The following is a 15,666-nucleotide window of genomic DNA, read 5'->3' on the forward strand; positions in this document are numbered from 1 at the left end:
TGCCGTTCCTGAGCTGGCTCGCCTTGTATACCCTGGCGCTGCGCTATTTCGTGCCGCGCCTGAGCAAGGTCGCCAAGACCCAGGCCGATGCGCGTTCGCTGATGACCGGCCGCATCACCGATGCCTACACCAATATCGCCACGGTCAAGCTGTTCTCGCACGCTGGCCGCGAAGCCGGCTATGCGCGCTCGGCGATGCAGGAATTCCTGCAGACGGTGCACGGCCAGATGCGCCTGGTGACCAGTTTTGAGATCGTCAACCACACCCTGAGCATGCTGCTGATCCTGAGCACGGCCGGGGCGGCACTATGGCTGTGGACTCAGGGCCAGGTCGGCATCGGCGCGGTGGCCGCTGCCACTGCGATGGCCTTGCGCCTGAACGGCATTTCGCATTGGGTGATGTGGGAATTCGCCTCTCTGTTCGAACAGGTCGGCACGGTGCAGGACGGCATCAATACCTTGTCGCGGCCGCACGCCGTGCTGGACCAGGCCGATGCCCAACCGCTGCAGGTCAGCCAGGGCCGGCTCGATTTCGAGCAGGTCGGCTTTGCCTACGGCGGCCAGCGGCCGGTGATCGACCAGTTGTCGCTGCACATCCGGCCTGGTGAAAAAATCGGCCTGGTAGGCCGCTCCGGCGCTGGCAAGTCAACCATTGTCAACCTGCTGCTGCGTTTCTACGATGTCGAGCAGGGCCGCATCCTGATCGACGGCCAGGACATTGCGCATGTGACGCAGGACAGCTTGCGGGCGCAGGTAGGCATGGTGACGCAGGATACTTCCCTGCTGCATCGCTCGGTGCGCGATAATCTGCTGTACGGCCGTCCGGACGCCACCGATGCCGACATGTTGGCGGCGGCGCAGCGGGCCGAAGCGCACGAATTCATCCTGACCCTGACCGATCCCAAGGGCCGCACCGGTTACGACGCTCACGTCGGCGAACGCGGCGTCAAGCTGTCCGGCGGCCAGCGCCAGCGTATCGCGATTGCGCGCGTCATGCTGAAAGATGCGCCTATCCTGCTGCTGGACGAAGCCACCAGCGCGCTCGATTCGGAAGTGGAAGCGGCGATCCAGGCCAGCTTGTACCGCCTGATGGAAGGCAAGACCGTGGTGGCGATCGCTCATCGCTTGTCAACCATTGCGGCGATGGACCGTTTGATCGTGCTGGACAAGGGCCGCATCGTCGAACAGGGCGATCATCGCAGCCTGCTGGAGCAGGGCGGTTTGTATGCCCGCTTGTGGGCGCACCAGAGCGGCGGCTTCCTGGGCGAGGAAATCGACGATGTGGCCGCGCCGGCCGCCACTGTTGGCGGCGTGCAGACGGAACCGGCTTAAGCTGCTGCTGTCTGTATTTATACCTGATCAACTCCGAGTTTGCCTCAATGACTGCTGAACCGACCGACAAGTCCGCTGCGCCAACTGCTTTCGGCCATTCCAGTCGACGCTGGCTGATTGCCATCCTGGCGGCGCTGATCGCGATCGGCGCTGGCTTCCTGCTATGGAAAGGACTCTTGCAGCGGCCGCCGCCACCGCCCAAGCCGGCGCCTGTGCGCTTGCAGACGGAAGCGGCGCGGCGCGGCGATATCGAACAGGCAGTGTTTGCCAGCGGCAAGCTGCAGTTGCATAAGTACAGCGATGTGATGGCGCAGGTATCGGGCCAGATCAAGGATGTGCTGGTGATGGTGGGGGACGACGTCAAGGCCGGCAAGATGGTGGTCGAAATCACGCCGACCCTGCCTTCTGCCCGGGTCGAGAGCAATCGGGCCCAGCTGGCGCGGTTGCAGGCGGAGCTGGCGGACCAGCGCGCGCAGCAGGATTTCGCCGAGCTGCAATACAAGCGGCAGACCCAGCTGAAAGCGGAAAACGCCACGCGCGAGGAATCCTTTGAATCCAGCCGCATGAGCATGTATTCCGCGGCCGCCAAGGTCGAGGCCATCAATGCCCAGATCCGCCAGATCGAGGCGACCGTGAAAGACGATGACGTCACCCGCAGCCATACCCAGGTGCTGGCGCCGATCAGTGGCACCGTGGTGTCGGTGGGCGCCCGCACCGGGCAAATGGTCAGCGCCGGCCAGCCGGCTGCGCCGCTGGTGCGGATCGCCGACCTCAGCCGCCTGACCGTGCAGGCGCGCGTAGCGGAAATCGACGTGCCGCTGCTGCGCAAAGGCATGACCGCCTATTTCACCACGCCCGGCTATCCCGGCAAGCGCTGGAGCGGCAAGCTGCGGCAGGTGATACCGGTGCCGGCCGACGGTTCGGGCGAGCAGGGCAAGCAGACTTTCTATAACGTCTTGTTTGAAGTCGATAATCCAGAGGAAGAACTGATGAGCGGCATGAGCACGCAAGTGCGCTTTGTGCTGGCGCAGGCGCATGACGCGGTGCTGGTGCCGGTGGCGCTGCTGGGCAATCCGGAGGCGGATGGCAGCTATCGGGTGAAGGTGGCGAGCGCTAATCAGCAAGGTCAGCAAGGTCAGCAAGTGAGCTCGCGCGCGATCAAGATCGGCGTGCGCAACCAGCAGATGGCGCAGGTCTTGTCAGGATTGCAGGCCGGCGAACAGCTTGTAGTGGAATCCGCTGCGGCGCCGCCTGCCAAAAATGCAGCGCCATCGGCCAGCGCCGTTGCCGCTTCGTCTGCGTCCGTACCCGTGGTCAAGGCACATTGATGGCGGCCGGCATGCATCAATTTTTTCAAAGCTCGCGCACCGTCGCCGCCGCATGTTCAAGCGCCGTGCTGCTGCTTCTGTTGTCGGCTTGCGCCAGTCAGATCGAGATCCGCGAAGCGACGCCCAGCGTCGAGATTCCGCAGAGCTGGGATTTGTCGGCCAATACCGGCGAGCAGGACTGGCCGGATACCGGCTGGTGGCAACGTTTCGGCAGCGACGAGCTGAGCCAGCTGGTGGCCCAGGGACAGGCCAGCAACCTGGAGATTGCCGCCGCGGTATCGCGCGTGCGCCAGGCTGAAGCGCAAGCCCGGATCGCCGGCGCGCCGCTGCTGCCGAACGCAGATTTTTCCACCAGCATCAACCGCGCGCTGCCGCTGGCTTCCAGCGGCAGCGCCGTGACTTCCACCAGCGGCCTGGTAGAAATCGGCTACGAAGTCGATTTCTGGGGCAAGAACAAGGCTGGACTGGTGGCCGCTGAAGCTTCCTTGCAAGCCAACCGCTACGACCGCGAAACCGTAGCGCTGACTGTCACCAGCGGTATCGTTTCGACCTACCTGCAAGTGCTGTCGCTGCGCGACCGCATCGAGATCGCCCAGCAAAACGTCGATAACGCCGAACGCGTGCTGAAACTGGTGTCGGCGCAGAGCCGCGCCGGCGCGGCTTCGCCGCTGGACCTGGCGCGCCAGCGCTCGGCGGTAGCCGGCCAGCAGGCGGTGATTCCCGACCTCAAGCAGCAAGAGCGCGAGGCGCAGATCGCGCTGGCGATCCTGCTGGGACGGCCGCCGCAAACCTTTACCGTGAATGAGCCCGGGCTGGCCAAGATTCTGCTGCCGCAGGTAACGCCCGGCTTGCCGTCGGAGTTGCTGTCGCGCCGGCCGGACATCCGTCATGCCGAAGCTGAACTGGCCTCCGCCAACGCCAACGTGGCGGTGGCGCGCGCGGCGCTGTTCCCCAGCATCCGCCTGACCGGCTCGGCCGGCGGCCAGAGCAATGCCTTGCTGTCGCTGTTCAACGGCCCCAACATGCTGGCCAACCTGGGTGCCGGGCTGGTGGCGCCGATCTTCGACGCAGGCCGCCTCAACAGCCAGCGCGACCTGGCAATCGCGCAGAAACAGGAGCTGGTGCAGATCTATCGGTCAACCGTGATTGCCGCGCTGTCGGAAGTCGATACCGCGCTCGGCCAGATCCGCAGCCTGGATGAACAGCGCAAGTTGAAGGTCACGGAAATGGAGCAGGCGCGCTTCGCCTTTGAATTATCGGAAATCCGTTATCGGGTCGGCGCGGAGGATCTGATGACGGTGCTCGATACCCAGCGTTCGCTGTCGGAAGTGCAGAACGAACTGGGGCAGATCAAGCTGAAGCGTTTGAAGGCCACGGTGTCGCTCTACAAGGCGCTGGGCGGCGGCTGGCAGGATGCGCATGCCAGCCAGACGGCAGCAGGCACCAAGGCGGCGCCGGATAAATAAGCTAAGTAGGGTGGGCAGCTGCCCACCGTTCATCGGGGGAATTGAGGTAACGCGTGGGCACAGGTGCCCACCCTACACGGCTACCGGCGCCTTGATGTGCGCCTGCGGATGATAGTCGCTGATTTCGAAATCTTCGAAACGATAGTCGAAAATCGACGGCGGCTGGCGCGTGATGGTCAGCTTAGGCAGCGGGCCCGGCGTACGCGACAGCTGCAGTTCGACCTGCTCCGCATGGTTGGAATAGAGGTGGCAATCGCCACCGGTCCAGATAAAATCCCCCACTTCCAGCCCGCACTGCTGCGCCATCATGTGCGTCAGCAGGGCATAGGAAGCGATGTTGAACGGCACACCCAGGAAAATGTCGGCGCTGCGCTGGTACAGCTGGCAAGAGAGCTTGCCTTCGGCGACATAGAACTGGAAGAAGGCATGGCAGGGCGGCAGCTTCATCTGCGGGATGTCGGCGACGTTCCAGGCCGAGACGATCAGCCGGCGCGAATCCGGATTGTTCTTGATCTGCTCGACCAGTTGCGTGATCTGGTCGATATGCCCGCCGGACGGGGTCGGCCAGGAACGCCATTGATAGCCATAGATCGGTCCCAGGTTGCCTTCGCTGTCGGCCCATTCGTCCCAGATCTTGACGTCGTTGTCTTTTAAATACTGGATGTTGGTCGAGCCGTTGAGAAACCAGATCAGTTCATGGATGATCGAGCGCAGATGCAGCTTCTTGGTGGTCAGCAGGGGGAAGCCGTCTTGCAGGTTGAAGCGCATCTGGTAGCCGAATACCGAGCGGGTGCCGGTGCCGGTGCGGTCGGTTTTGATGGTGCCATGCTGTTGCACATGGCGCATGAGATCGAGGTATTGGCGCATTTTTATCTTGATTGCTGAATCTAATTCCAAGATTGTAACGCATCTGCGCAGGCCTCCGCCCGCGGCTTAGCCGGCCTGCGCCTGGAGGATGCGTGCAATCCTTTCCTTGCTGGGCGGATGGGTCGACAGGTAGGGCGAGAATGCGGCGGGCTGGCTGTCGAGCTTTTCAAAGGTGCGCGCCAGCTTGGTGAGGCTGATGCCGTTGGCCTTGAACATGGCGATCGCATAGTCGTCCGCTTCCAGTTCGATATCGCGCGAATACTTGAGGTCGAGCAGCAGCGGCGGAATGGTAGCGATCAGCGTCGAGACATCGCCGAACAGCAGCGTCGCCGTGGCGCCCACCGCGGAGACCTGGATCAGGCGCCGCATCAGGTGGCGGTTATGCAAATGGCCGAGCTCATGCGCCAGCACGCCCATCAGGGCATCGTCGTCGTCCAGCAGCCGCACCAGCTCATCGGTGACCAGGATGTCGCCGGACGGCAGGGCGAAGGCGTTCGGACCGATCTTGCTTTTGCGGAAAATGATCTGGAACTGCGGCGCGCCCTGGCGCGGCGGTTCCAGTGCGCGGAAACGGCTGTCGATAGACTCTTGCTGCGCCAGCGGCAGCGTGGAACTGGTGAAAATGCGCTGGTCCAGGAAATCCAGCGTGCTGCCGCCGATTTTTCTTTCGACCGATGCGGGCAAGGCATCGGCAATCCAGCCTGAGGCCGCCGGCAACACATATAAATAACCCAGCACCAGGATCAGGACCAGCGCTCCCAGCGCTTGCCAGACGATGCGCCAGCTCTGCTGCATGCGTACCACCAGCGAGTCGGCGTGGCCGGTGCTCGCCAATAGTGTGGAAAAAGCATCGAGATCGATGATTTCAAGATAGGCGCCGTCGGCGAAGGTGACCTTGCGGGTGGCGCTGGAGACCCGTTCCGACACGCGCAACTCGTCCAGCGGCGCTTGCCGCTGGACCTCGCCGGAGATGCTGGCGAGGCCGGCCGCGACTGTCAGTTCGACCGCATGGCGGCGCGAGGTCTTGCCGTCGAAGTAGAAGGCCCGCACCGCCTGCGCTTGCGCATTCTGCATCTGTGTCCGGCTTTACAGCGACAAGTCGAAATCGAGCAGGTCCGACATGCCTTCGCCGGTGGCGGAGCCCTGCGGTTCGGCATCGGCCAAGAAATGGTCGAGCGAGCCGGCTGCCAGCAAGCTCACCGACTCGAGCCGGTATTTGAGCGAGCGGATCTGCGCAAACGGCGTGAACAGGCCCAGCGTGCAGACGATGGCGATCAGGTTGGTGATCATGATGAAAGCGACCCTGGTCCATTTCAGCTTGCTTTGGAATTGATGGTCCGCCAGCTTGGTATGGTTCCAGATCAGGTTCTGGATCATGGTCATGGCCAGCGGCATGATCAGGAAGGTCCACGCATACATGGCAAATATCATCATGAAGATAGGACCGGCAAAGGCAGCCGGGGCGGCGTGCTTGCCGGCAGCGGCGACGGCCATGAGGCTGCCGCTGAACAGTATGCCGATGCCGATGTAGCCAAGCACGGCGACGGCGAAACAAATCAGAAAGACCTGATAAAAAGAGCCTACACTGGCGTTAAAGGAAAAATGCGTCGCGCCGAACTTGCTTTCCGTGTGCAGGTATTTTTTATTGCGCTGATAGGCGAAGGGCGAGAGCAGGCCGATAGAGAGCATGGAGATCAGCGGCAGCAGCAGATAAATGAAGTAAGACATGCCGGCGCTGCCCTTGAAACCGAAGCGGATGCCGCGATAGCTGGAGTTGAACAGCTTGAACTGGTAGCTTCTCCAGATCAGCCATGGCATGACGGCTAACATCAGGGCCAGCGCCAGCAACCCAAGTTTGGGACTGAACCTGAAGGCGACCTGGTAGCCGCCGATCAGGACCACCGCGATGATGCGTCCTTTCAGGATCGCGATCGGATTGCCGTGGTATTCGAAGCTGCTGCCGGCGACCCGGGTGTTGTCATAAAAATAGCGGGTGCGGCGCACCTTGGCCCAGGCCGAGTAAATGCCGAGCGTGACAATGGATAGTAGAAGATTAACTATCCATATGCGGAAATATTCACTGCCGCGGCCGGAAAAAACGAATGCTTCAAGCGTAGGCTGTTGCGGCGGAGGAGGAGTTGCTGGAACGTCGAAAGGCGGTGTGTCGGAAGTCGCGGTGTTCATCCCTGTTTCCCTTTACGTTATTGGTTTGACTGCTGCGGCTGATTATCCGGTAAGCTATAAAAAATGACAATCAAAGTCTGTGTGGCAATTATTATTCTTGTCGACCAAGCGTTGCCTGCGGTTACAAATTAATGCTTTTCTCTATGAACTTTTCCGGAAGAGGGTCCTCGAAAGCTGGAGACCTTTGTCTCACACGGTCATGCAGTATCTGGTCGTTTTTATCTGGCCACCATTTGCGAAGCACCACACTAGCATCTGGCCATTTTCATATTCATTTGCATCAGCGTGCTGGCCGCACTAATGCAGGCAACACCAATCAGGAGATCACATGCTTAAATCAGATACGTTTTTCGGCGGCAAGCGAGAAACCCCGACCCCAAATTCACCGTTCAGCGCCAGCAGCAACCTTACCTCCGGCAATTCCTCCAACATTCCAAAGGCTAGCAATCCTGTGAGCACCCCAGTCAACCACGCGTCGTCCAGCACTAATGAAGTCGGCAGCAAACTGATTGTCGGCCCGAACATCAAGCTCAAAGGCGTAGAGATCACCGATTGCGACACGCTCGTGGTCGAAGGCCGGGTAGAAGCCACCATGAATTCGCGCGTGATCCATATCGCCGAAAAAGGCGCTTTCAAGGGTTCGGCTGAAATCGACCTGGCTGAAATCTACGGCGAATTCGATGGCGACCTGACTGTCCGTGAAAAGCTGGTGATTTATTCAACCGGCAAGGTTTCCGGCAAAATCCGCTATGGCAAGGTTGTCATCGAAGAAGGCGGTCAGCTGACTGGCGAAGTCCAGGTCGGCACTTCTGCCAGCAAGCCGGCTGCCGTTTCGACCACCAATTCGGCAAGCAACGCTGCGGCCGCTGCCGTAGTCTAAAGTCCGCCGCCGGCCAGTCCGGCGTGCAGTAGTACCAGCTGTTCCGGCCGGGAATCCCGGCTGGAGGGCATATCTGCGCAAATCGGCCAGAGCGGCGGCTCCGCTCCGGTTTTGTCATGTGCATGCAGGCATGCGACAATAGCGGCTTTGGCATTCTGCCAAGCGTCATCCACTATTGCCTACTGCCCGCATTCGCCAAACTCATGAGCCATCCCGAATATATTCTTACCTTGTCCTGCCTCGATCAGCGCGGAATCGTGCATCGCGTCTCGGGCTTCCTGGCCGATCACGGTTGCAATATCATCGATTCCGCCCAGTTCGGCGACGCCCAGTCCAAACTGTTTTTCATGCGCGTGCATTTTTCGTCGGAAGATGCGGCGATTGCCGACGACAGCCTGCGCGCGGAATTTTCCGCCCTGGCCGGCACCATGCAGATGAACTGGCAGTTGCACGATGCCCGCAAGAAGCCGCGCATGATGTTGATGGTGTCGAAGATCGGCCATTGCCTGAACGACTTGCTGTTCCGTTACAAGAGCGGCCTGCTGCCAGTCGAAATCACCGCCATCGTCTCCAATCACACCGATTTCTACCAGCTGGCGGCCAGCTACAACATCCCGTTCCATCACCTGCCCCTGGCAACCGGGGCCTCGGCCGCAGCCAAGCAGGCGCAGGAAGCGCGCGTGATGGAAATCGTCGAAGCGAACAATATTGACCTGGTGGTGCTGGCGCGCTACATGCAGATCCTGTCGCCGGCCATGTGCACTGCGCTGACCGGGCGCGCCATCAATATCCATCATTCCTTCCTGCCTAGCTTCAAGGGCGCGAAACCGTATTACCAGGCGCATGACCGCGGCGTCAAGCTGATCGGCGCCACCGCCCACTTCGTCACCGGCGACCTGGATGAGGGGCCGATCATCGAGCAGGACGTAGCGCGCGTCGATCATGCGATGGAGCCGGAGACATTGACCGCCATCGGCCGCGACGTCGAGTGCGTGGTGCTGGCGCGGGCGGTGAAGTGGTTCATTGAGCATCGCATTCTGCTCAACGGACACAAGACGGTTGTGTTCAAATAAAGAGTCGTGAAGAACAAGAAAATGGCCTCGGTGCGAACCGAGGCCATTTTCTTGCGCAGCGCTTGCGGTGCAAGCGTCGGACTGTAGCCGTAGCGTGGGCAGATTTTCTGCCTGCGCTGAATTTACACCTCGATAGACCGAGGTTCCGCGTGGGCATAGCTGCCCACCCTACCAGTCTTGTCCGAAGCCTTAGCGCAGCGCGTCCACCATTTTTTCCAGCTTGACCGCATCGGCGCTGAACTGGCGTATGCCTTCGGCCAGCTTTTCGGTCGCCATCGCATCGTCATTCAGCATGGTGCGGAAGATGGTTTCATCGAGGTCGATTTTTGCAATTTCGCTCTGCTGCGCGACTTCCGGGCTGAGCTTGCGGCTGACCGCAGCATCGCTTTCGGCCAGCGCCTGCAGCAGCTCGGGGCTGATGGTGAGCAGGTCGCAGCCGGCCAGTTCGGTGATCTGCGAGGTGTTGCGGAAGCTGGCGCCCATCACTTCGGTGGCGTAGCCGAACTTGCGGAAATAGCTGTAGATCTGCTTGACCGACTGCACGCCCGGATCGTCGGCGCCGCTGTAATCGTGGCCGCTGGACTTCTTGTACCAGTCGTAGATGCGGCCGACGAACGGTGAGATCAGCTGTACCTTGGCTTCGGCGCAGGCGATTGCCTGCGGCATCGAAAACAGCAAGGTCAGGTTGCAATGGACGCCGGCCTTTTGCAGCACTTCCGCTGCCCGGATGCCTTCCCAGGTGGACGCGATCTTGATCAGCACACGGTCGCGGTCTATGCCGGCCGCTTCATACAGCTTGATCAGCGCATGGCCCTTGTCGATCGTGCCCTGGGTGTTGAACGACAGGCGCGCATCGGTCTCGGTGGAAACCCGGCCCGGGATCAGTTTCAGGATTTCCTGGCCAAAGGTGACCAGCAGGTGGTCGATGATTTCCTTGGTCGACAGCTGGCCGTGGTCCTTCACCGCCTGCGCCAGCAAAGGCTGGTATTCCGGCTTCTGCACCGCTTTCAGGATCAATGAGGGATTGGTGGTAGCGTCGCGCGGCGTAAACGCCTTGATCGACTGGAAGTCGCCGGTGTCGGCGACGATGGTGGTGAATAGCTTGAGTTGTTCGAGTTGGTTCATGGCAGCGTAGAAAAGCAGAGACTGTTAATCGGAAATGCCTTTCTGCCATTCTACGCATTTTATGGACATCTGCCACGATGGATGGCCGCAGTAACTTCTTACTCTTTTACCATCGCGGCCTGCCAGCTCAACTAATCCGTTCTTCCGTCTTGGCGTCGAACAGCACCGCCTTCGAGAGATCGAAAGCCAGCTGCATCTCATCTTTCGGCCGTGCCGCCGCGCGCGGGTGCGTACGGCAAGTGACGCGGGCCTCGTTGAAGGTTGTGAATACCAGGGTATCCGGGCCGGTAGGCTCGGTCAGTTCGACCGTGCAGCCGACTTCGGTTGGATGGTAGTTGCTGTCGCCGGCCGCTTCCGAAGTGCGTGCGCTCTGGGCGTCGGTGACATGTTCCGGGCGAATGCCGAGGATCACTTCCTTGCCGACCCAGGCCGCGATTTCCGGCCTTTGCGCCTGTGCCGGCGCCAGCGGCAGCAAGGTCTTCTGGCCGCCGTGGGTCAATTCGAAAGCAGGGCCATGGCCGTTGGCGACCAGGTTGCCGCGCATGAAATTCATCGACGGCGAGCCGATGAAGCCGGCCACGAACAGGTTGCTAGGGTTGTCGTAGATTTCTTGCGGGCTGCCGAACTGCTGCACCACGCCGTCTTTCATCACTGCAATGCGGTCGCCCAGGGTCATCGCTTCGATCTGGTCATGCGTCACATAGACGATGGTGCTGCCCAGGCGCTGGTGCATCAGCTTGATTTCAGCGCGCATCTCGACGCGCAGCTTGGCATCCAGGTTGGACAGCGGCTCATCGAACAGGAACAGCGACGGATCGCGCGCGATCGCACGGCCCATGGCGACGCGCTGGCGCTGGCCGCCGGACAGCAAGGCCGGCTTGCGATCCAGCAGGTGAGTGATCTGCAGCGTGTTGGCGACGCGTTCGACGATCTGCTTCTGTTCAGCTTTGGGAACCTTGCGGATGCCCAGGCCGAAGGAAATGTTTTCGCGCACTGTCATGGTCGGATACAGCGCATACGACTGGAACACCATGGCGATGTCGCGCTCTTTCGGCGGGACATCGTTGACGCAGCGGTCGCCGATCATGATCTGGCCTTCGGAAACTGTTTCCAGTCCGGCGATCATGTTCAGCAAAGTGGATTTGCCGCAGCCGGAGCCGCCCACCAGGATCAGGAACTGGCCGTCTTCGATTTCGAGGTCGATGCCCTTCAGGACTTCATTGCCGTTCGGGTAGACCTTGCGCACATTGCGGATTGATAAGCTTGCCATCTTTAATTCATTCCTTAAATTTATTCTCATCGCGGCCGCGCCTGAGGCGGCGGCCGGTCGCTTCGATTTAGCCCTTGACCGCACCCGCAGTCAGGCCGCGCACAAAATATTTCCCGGCCAGCAGGTACACCACCAGAGTCGGCAGGGCGGCGATGATGGCCGCCGCCATGTTGACGTTGTATTCAGTCACGCCGGTGGAAGTATTCACCAGGTTGTTCAGGGCCACCGTCACCGGCTTGGCATCGGAACCGCCGAACACCACGCCGAACAGGAAGTCGTTCCAGATCTGCGTGAACTGCCAGATGAAGCAGACCATGAAAATCGGCAGCGACAGCGGGAAGATGATCTTGCGGTAGGTCATGAAGAAGCCGGCGCCGTCGATGCGGGCCGCCTTCACCAGTTCTTCCGGCACCGTGACATAGTAGTTACGGAAGAACAGGGTGGTGAAGGCAATGCCGTAGACAATGTGCACAAACACCAGCCCCGGCGTGGTATTGGCCAGGTTGACGGTGCCCAGCAGGCGCGCCATCGGCAGGATTACCACCTGGAACGGAATGAAGCAGCCGACCATCAGCGCCGTGAACAGGATCTCGGAACCGCGGAAACGCCAGTGCGCCAGGACATAGCCATTGAGCGAGCCGACCAGGGTCGAGATCAGCACCGCCGGCGCCGCCATCTTGATCGAGTTCCAGAAGAACGGTTGCAGGCCGTTGCAGTCGACGCCGGTACACGCGGTGCTCCAGGCTTTGCTCCAGGCGGCGCCGGTGGGCGACATCGGCAGCGACAGCAGGTTGCCGGAGCGGATTTCGTCCAGCGTTTTCACCGAGGTGCTCAGCATCACGTACAGCGGCGCCAGGTAGTACAGCGCGCACAGCACCAGCAGCGTGTAGATCAGCACGCGGCCGGCGGTCAGTTTGCTGCCTTCGTTATAGATGGTATTGCTAGTGCTGTCAGCGGCCATTGCGCGCTCCTTTGGTTTCCAGGTACATCATGGGCACCAGCACTGCCAGTACGGTAGCCAGCATCATCATTGCCGATGCCGCGCCAAGGCCAAGTTGACCGCGTGAGAAAGAAAACTGATACATGAAAATTGCCGGCAGGTCGGAAGACGTGCCGGGGCCACCGGCAGTCAGCGCCATCACCAAGTCAAAGCTCTTGATCGCGATATGCGCCAGCACCAGCAGCACGCTGAAGAAGACCGGACGCAGCGCCGGGATGACGATGCGGCGATAAATGGTCGGCAAGCTGGCGCCGTCCACCATGGCAGCCTTGATGATGCTGTCGTCGATGCCGCGCAGGCCGGCCAGGAACAGCGCCATGACGAAGCCGGACGATTGCCAGACGCCGGCGATCACCACCGTATAGATAGAGAAATCGGAATTCACCAGCCAGTCGAAATGGAAGTTGGCGAAGCCCCAGTCGTGCATCATCTTTTCCAGGCCCAGGCCGGGATTCAATATCCACTTCCAGGCAGCGCCGGTGACGATGAAGGAGAGCGCCATCGGGTATAGGTAGATCGCACGCAGCGCGCCCTCGGCACGGATTTTCTGGTCCAGCAGGATCGCCATGATCAGGCCGATCGCCAGGCAGAACAGGATGAACAGGCCGCCGAAGATGCCCAGGTTGGCGGCGGCTACCCACCAGCGGTCCAGGCCGAACAGCTCGACATATTGATTGAAGCCGGAAATTTCGTAATTCGGCAGCATCCGCGAATTGGTCAGCGACAGCCAGGCGGTGACGCCGATGAAGCCGTACACAAAGACCAGTGACAGGATGATAGTAGGTGACAATACCAGGCGTGGCAGCCAGGCATCGGCGATTGCCGCAATCCGCCCTTGCTGCTTGGGCGTGTGGCTTGAACTCCCGGCAGCGGCGGCTGTATAGGGGAGGGTGTGATCGGACATGCAAATCTCCTGAAGCAGGATCAAAGCCGCGCCTGGCAATGCAGTGCTAGCCATTGCCGGACAAGGCGGGGGCCGGAATCGATCTTACTCGCTCCGGCCCCTGTTCTCATTTACTCTGATTAAACAATAAAGTAAGCAATAAAGTAAGCAATAAAATAGTTGCTTATTGTGTCTTTGCTGCTTTTGCCAGCGCCTGTACTGCAGCTTGCGAAGTCATGTTGGAGTTCATGAACTTCGACACTACGTCCAGGATAGCGCCTTGTACGGCAGAGTTGACGGCCATGCCATGCGCCATGCTTGGCTCCAGCGTGCCGGCCTTGCTCGAGGCTGCCATGTCATCCATCGACTTGATGGCGCAGCTGTCGAACTTGGTGCGTGGGATATCAGGGCGGACCGGGATCGAACCCTTGTTCAGGTTGAAGATTTCCTGGAATTCAGGGCTCATGATGGCGGTTGCCAGGGTCAGCTGCGCTTTTTGCGAGTCAGGATTCTTGACCTTGAACATGGCGATCGAGTCGATATTGTAAGTATACGACTTGTCGGTGCCAGGAGCTGCTACGCACAGGAAATCCTTGCCAGGTACTTTGCCGGCGGCAGTGAATTCGCCCTTGGCCCAGTCGCCCATGAACTGCATGCCGGCCTTGCCGTTGATGACCATGGCGGTTGCCAGGTTCCAGTCGCGGCCTGCAGCGTTCTTGTCGATATAGCCCTTGATCTTGCCCAGTGTGTCGAAGGTCTTGATCATGGTCGGGCCGGTCAGGGTGGCCGGATCGAGCTTGACCAGCGCCTTGTTGTAGAAGTCGGCGCCGCCTACGCCCAGCGCGACGGTTTCAAACACGGTAGCATCCTGCCAAGGCTGGCCGCCGTGGGCGACGGCGATGAAGCCGGCTTTCTGCATCTTGTCTGCAGCGTCAAAGAACTCAGGCCAGGTGGTTGGCGCCTTGGCGCCGGATTTTTTCAAGACCTCAGGGTTGATCCACAGCCAGTTGACGCGATGGACGTTGACCGGCGCCGCGACATAGTGGCCCTGGTATTTCATGGTGTTGGAAACGACTTTCGGCAGCAGCGAATCCCATTTGCCGGCAGTAGCGGCGGCGTCGATATTGGCCAGCACGCCTTCCTGGCCCCATTCCTGGATCGATGGACCCTTGATCTGCGCCGCTGTCGGAGGGCTGCCTGCGATGACGCGGGCTTTCAGTGCGGTAGTCGCGTTTTCACCAGCGCCGCCGGCGACCGCGAAGTCTTTCCAGGTCACGCCCTTGGCTTCCATGATCTTTTTCAGCTCGGCGACCGATTTAGCTTCGCCGCCGGAGGTCCAGTAGTGCAGCACTTCAACTTCAGCCGCGTGAACTGCCGCGGCGCTGGACAGCAATGCAGTGGTTGCGAATACCGATTTTATTATTTGACTCAGTTTCATACTTGTCTCCTGTGTTGAGTTGTACCTGTGATTAACATTAACGCTTGATCATAGGGCTTGATACGAACGCCAGATCTGTGTCGCCTTGCTGGCTGCTCTTCTAGAACGGCCATGCTGGCTTCCCCTTTGTTGCTCCTACCCGAAAAACCGCTCCAATGTGTACCGGAACGTCAAACCGCTGCTGTACTGCCTGTTTGCACAAAGCTGGGCCCTGCGAACATGCTAGTCCATGTGTATCATGTGAAAACTAGTAAAACTACATGCGTTCTTGAGTTTCCCTGCAAAAATCCTGGTTTTACTCTCTGCGCCGCTTGTAATTGTAGTAATGCTACATTAATATTGCAATATAAGTTTTTTATTTATTACAAAAATTTTGATGCAACCTAATATTCCTTTTACATTCACCTTATTCGGCGCTACCGGCGATTTGTCGATGCGGAAGATTCTTCCTGCGTTGTTTGTTGCTCACAGGGAAGGAAAGTTGCATCAGGACGGACGCATCATCTGCGTCGCTAAACAGGATTTCAGCCAGGAAGACTATCTGGCCTGGGTCAGCAAGAGCGCCGCACCCTATGTCAAGGGCGGCGGCGTCCAGGATCCGGCTGTCTGGCAGGCTTTCCTGGCGCGGCTGACGTATCTGCCGCTGGATTTGCTGGACAGCGCGGGTTATCAGGCCCTGGCGCGGGTGCTGGCCGCCAGCCAGGCGGTTTCGGTGTTTTACCTGGCCACTGCGCCGGCGCTGTTTGAGCCGATTTGCGCCAACCTGGCGGCCAGCAAGATCGACCTGTCGCAGGCCCGGGTAGTGCTGGAAAAGCCGCTGG

13 protein-coding genes and 1 pseudogene are annotated in these 15,666 nt (G+C 60.0%); 6 read left to right on the forward strand and 8 right to left on the reverse strand.

Features of this window, described 5'->3' with window-relative positions:
* The 3 genes from VNZ65_RS05915 to VNZ65_RS05925 all read left to right on the forward strand — a co-directional run.
* A partial coding sequence (locus VNZ65_RS05915; RefSeq protein WP_325667024.1) for an ABC transporter ATP-binding protein occupies positions 1–1,331 on the forward strand: 1,331 nt, incomplete at its 5' end.
* A gap of 47 nt (positions 1,332–1,378) precedes the next feature.
* Positions 1,379–2,659 (forward strand): efflux RND transporter periplasmic adaptor subunit, encoded by a 1,281-nt coding sequence (locus VNZ65_RS05920; protein WP_325667026.1) that lies wholly within the window; start codon positions 1,379–1,381, stop codon positions 2,657–2,659.
* A gap of 11 nt (positions 2,660–2,670) precedes the next feature.
* Positions 2,671–4,125 carry an efflux transporter outer membrane subunit gene (locus VNZ65_RS05925; protein WP_325667028.1) on the forward strand — a complete coding sequence of 485 codons (1,455 nt, stop codon included), beginning with the start codon at positions 2,671–2,673 and terminating at the stop codon, positions 4,123–4,125.
* Positions 4,126–4,197: 72 nt separating this feature from the next.
* Here VNZ65_RS05925 and VNZ65_RS05930 read toward each other — a convergent pair whose 3' ends face one another.
* The 3 genes from VNZ65_RS05930 to VNZ65_RS05940 all read right to left on the reverse strand — a co-directional run bounded on the left by VNZ65_RS05930 (position 4,198) and on the right by VNZ65_RS05940 (position 7,176).
* Positions 4,198–4,992 carry a thymidylate synthase gene (locus tag VNZ65_RS05930; protein ID WP_325667030.1) on the reverse strand — a complete coding sequence of 265 codons (795 nt, stop codon included), beginning with the start codon at positions 4,990–4,992 and terminating at the stop codon, positions 4,198–4,200.
* A 66-nt stretch (positions 4,993–5,058) separates the two neighbouring features.
* Positions 5,059–6,066: a M48 family metallopeptidase gene (locus VNZ65_RS05935; protein WP_325667032.1), complete on the reverse strand. Its 1,008-nt coding sequence runs from the start codon at positions 6,064–6,066 to the stop codon at positions 5,059–5,061.
* 12 nt (positions 6,067–6,078) lie between these two features.
* Positions 6,079–7,176 (reverse strand): YjgN family protein, encoded by a 1,098-nt coding sequence (locus VNZ65_RS05940; protein WP_325667033.1) that lies wholly within the window; start codon positions 7,174–7,176, stop codon positions 6,079–6,081.
* Between the two features lie 328 nt (positions 7,177–7,504).
* Between VNZ65_RS05940 and VNZ65_RS05945 the strand changes: the two genes are divergently transcribed.
* Both VNZ65_RS05945 and purU read left to right on the forward strand, forming a co-directional pair.
* Complete coding sequence (locus tag VNZ65_RS05945; protein ID WP_325667035.1) at positions 7,505–8,056, forward strand: polymer-forming cytoskeletal protein; 552 nt, start codon at positions 7,505–7,507, stop codon at positions 8,054–8,056.
* Positions 8,057–8,259: 203 nt separating this feature from the next.
* Complete coding sequence (gene purU / locus VNZ65_RS05950; RefSeq protein ID WP_325667037.1) at positions 8,260–9,129, forward strand: formyltetrahydrofolate deformylase; 870 nt, start codon at positions 8,260–8,262, stop codon at positions 9,127–9,129.
* Between the two features lie 189 nt (positions 9,130–9,318).
* On the opposite strand, the gene tal is transcribed toward purU, so the two are convergent.
* The 5 genes from tal to VNZ65_RS05975 all read right to left on the reverse strand — a co-directional run bounded on the left by tal (position 9,319) and on the right by VNZ65_RS05975 (position 14,845).
* Complete coding sequence (gene tal / locus VNZ65_RS05955) at positions 9,319–10,254, reverse strand: transaldolase (protein ID WP_325667039.1); 936 nt, start codon at positions 10,252–10,254, stop codon at positions 9,319–9,321.
* Between the two features lie 127 nt (positions 10,255–10,381).
* Positions 10,382–11,524: a sn-glycerol-3-phosphate ABC transporter ATP-binding protein UgpC gene (locus VNZ65_RS05960; protein WP_325667041.1), complete on the reverse strand. Its 1,143-nt coding sequence runs from the start codon at positions 11,522–11,524 to the stop codon at positions 10,382–10,384.
* Positions 11,525–11,591: 67 nt separating this feature from the next.
* Positions 11,592–12,485, reverse strand: coding sequence for a carbohydrate ABC transporter permease (locus VNZ65_RS05965; RefSeq protein WP_325667042.1), 894 nt, complete (start codon positions 12,483–12,485; stop codon positions 11,592–11,594).
* On the reverse strand, positions 12,475–13,428 hold the full coding sequence (locus VNZ65_RS05970; RefSeq protein ID WP_325667044.1) for a sugar ABC transporter permease: 954 nt from the start codon (positions 13,426–13,428) through the stop codon (positions 12,475–12,477). Before VNZ65_RS05970 ends, VNZ65_RS05965 begins: the two co-directional genes overlap by 11 nt.
* A gap of 163 nt (positions 13,429–13,591) precedes the next feature.
* The gene (locus VNZ65_RS05975) at positions 13,592–14,845 is read right to left on the reverse strand and encodes an ABC transporter substrate-binding protein (protein WP_061942028.1); all 1,254 of its coding nucleotides are present in this window, start codon (positions 14,843–14,845) and stop codon (positions 13,592–13,594) included.
* A gap of 433 nt (positions 14,846–15,278) precedes the next feature.
* On the opposite strand from VNZ65_RS05975, the pseudogene VNZ65_RS05980 reads away from it, so the two are divergent.
* Positions 15,279–15,666: pseudogene (locus VNZ65_RS05980) on the forward strand (glucose-6-phosphate dehydrogenase); the annotation flags it as partial.

It is taken from the genome of Collimonas sp., from assembly GCF_035566555.1.
Taxonomy (GTDB): Bacteria; Pseudomonadota; Gammaproteobacteria; order Burkholderiales; family Burkholderiaceae_D; genus Collimonas.

Bases quoted from the DNA above. Each gene is read 5' to 3' on its own strand.
- VNZ65_RS05920 (WP_325667026.1), top strand. From the start codon at position 1,379: ATGACTGCTGAACCGACCGACAAGTCCGCTGCGCCAACTGCTTTCGGC.
- VNZ65_RS05925 (WP_325667028.1), top strand. From the start codon at position 2,671: ATGCATCAATTTTTTCAAAGCTCGCGCACCGTCGCCGCCGCATGTTCA.
- VNZ65_RS05930 (WP_325667030.1), bottom strand. From the start codon at position 4,992: ATGCGCCAATACCTCGATCTCATGCGCCATGTGCAACAGCATGGCACC.
- VNZ65_RS05935 (WP_325667032.1), bottom strand. From the start codon at position 6,066: ATGCAGAATGCGCAAGCGCAGGCGGTGCGGGCCTTCTACTTCGACGGC.
- VNZ65_RS05940 (WP_325667033.1), bottom strand. From the start codon at position 7,176: ATGAACACCGCGACTTCCGACACACCGCCTTTCGACGTTCCAGCAACT.
- VNZ65_RS05945 (WP_325667035.1), top strand. From the start codon at position 7,505: ATGCTTAAATCAGATACGTTTTTCGGCGGCAAGCGAGAAACCCCGACC.
- purU (WP_325667037.1), top strand. From the start codon at position 8,260: ATGAGCCATCCCGAATATATTCTTACCTTGTCCTGCCTCGATCAGCGC.
- tal (WP_325667039.1), bottom strand. From the start codon at position 10,254: ATGAACCAACTCGAACAACTCAAGCTATTCACCACCATCGTCGCCGAC.
- VNZ65_RS05960 (WP_325667041.1), bottom strand. From the start codon at position 11,524: ATGGCAAGCTTATCAATCCGCAATGTGCGCAAGGTCTACCCGAACGGC.
- VNZ65_RS05965 (WP_325667042.1), bottom strand. From the start codon at position 12,485: ATGGCCGCTGACAGCACTAGCAATACCATCTATAACGAAGGCAGCAAA.
- VNZ65_RS05970 (WP_325667044.1), bottom strand. From the start codon at position 13,428: ATGTCCGATCACACCCTCCCCTATACAGCCGCCGCTGCCGGGAGTTCA.
- VNZ65_RS05975 (WP_061942028.1), bottom strand. From the start codon at position 14,845: ATGAAACTGAGTCAAATAATAAAATCGGTATTCGCAACCACTGCATTG.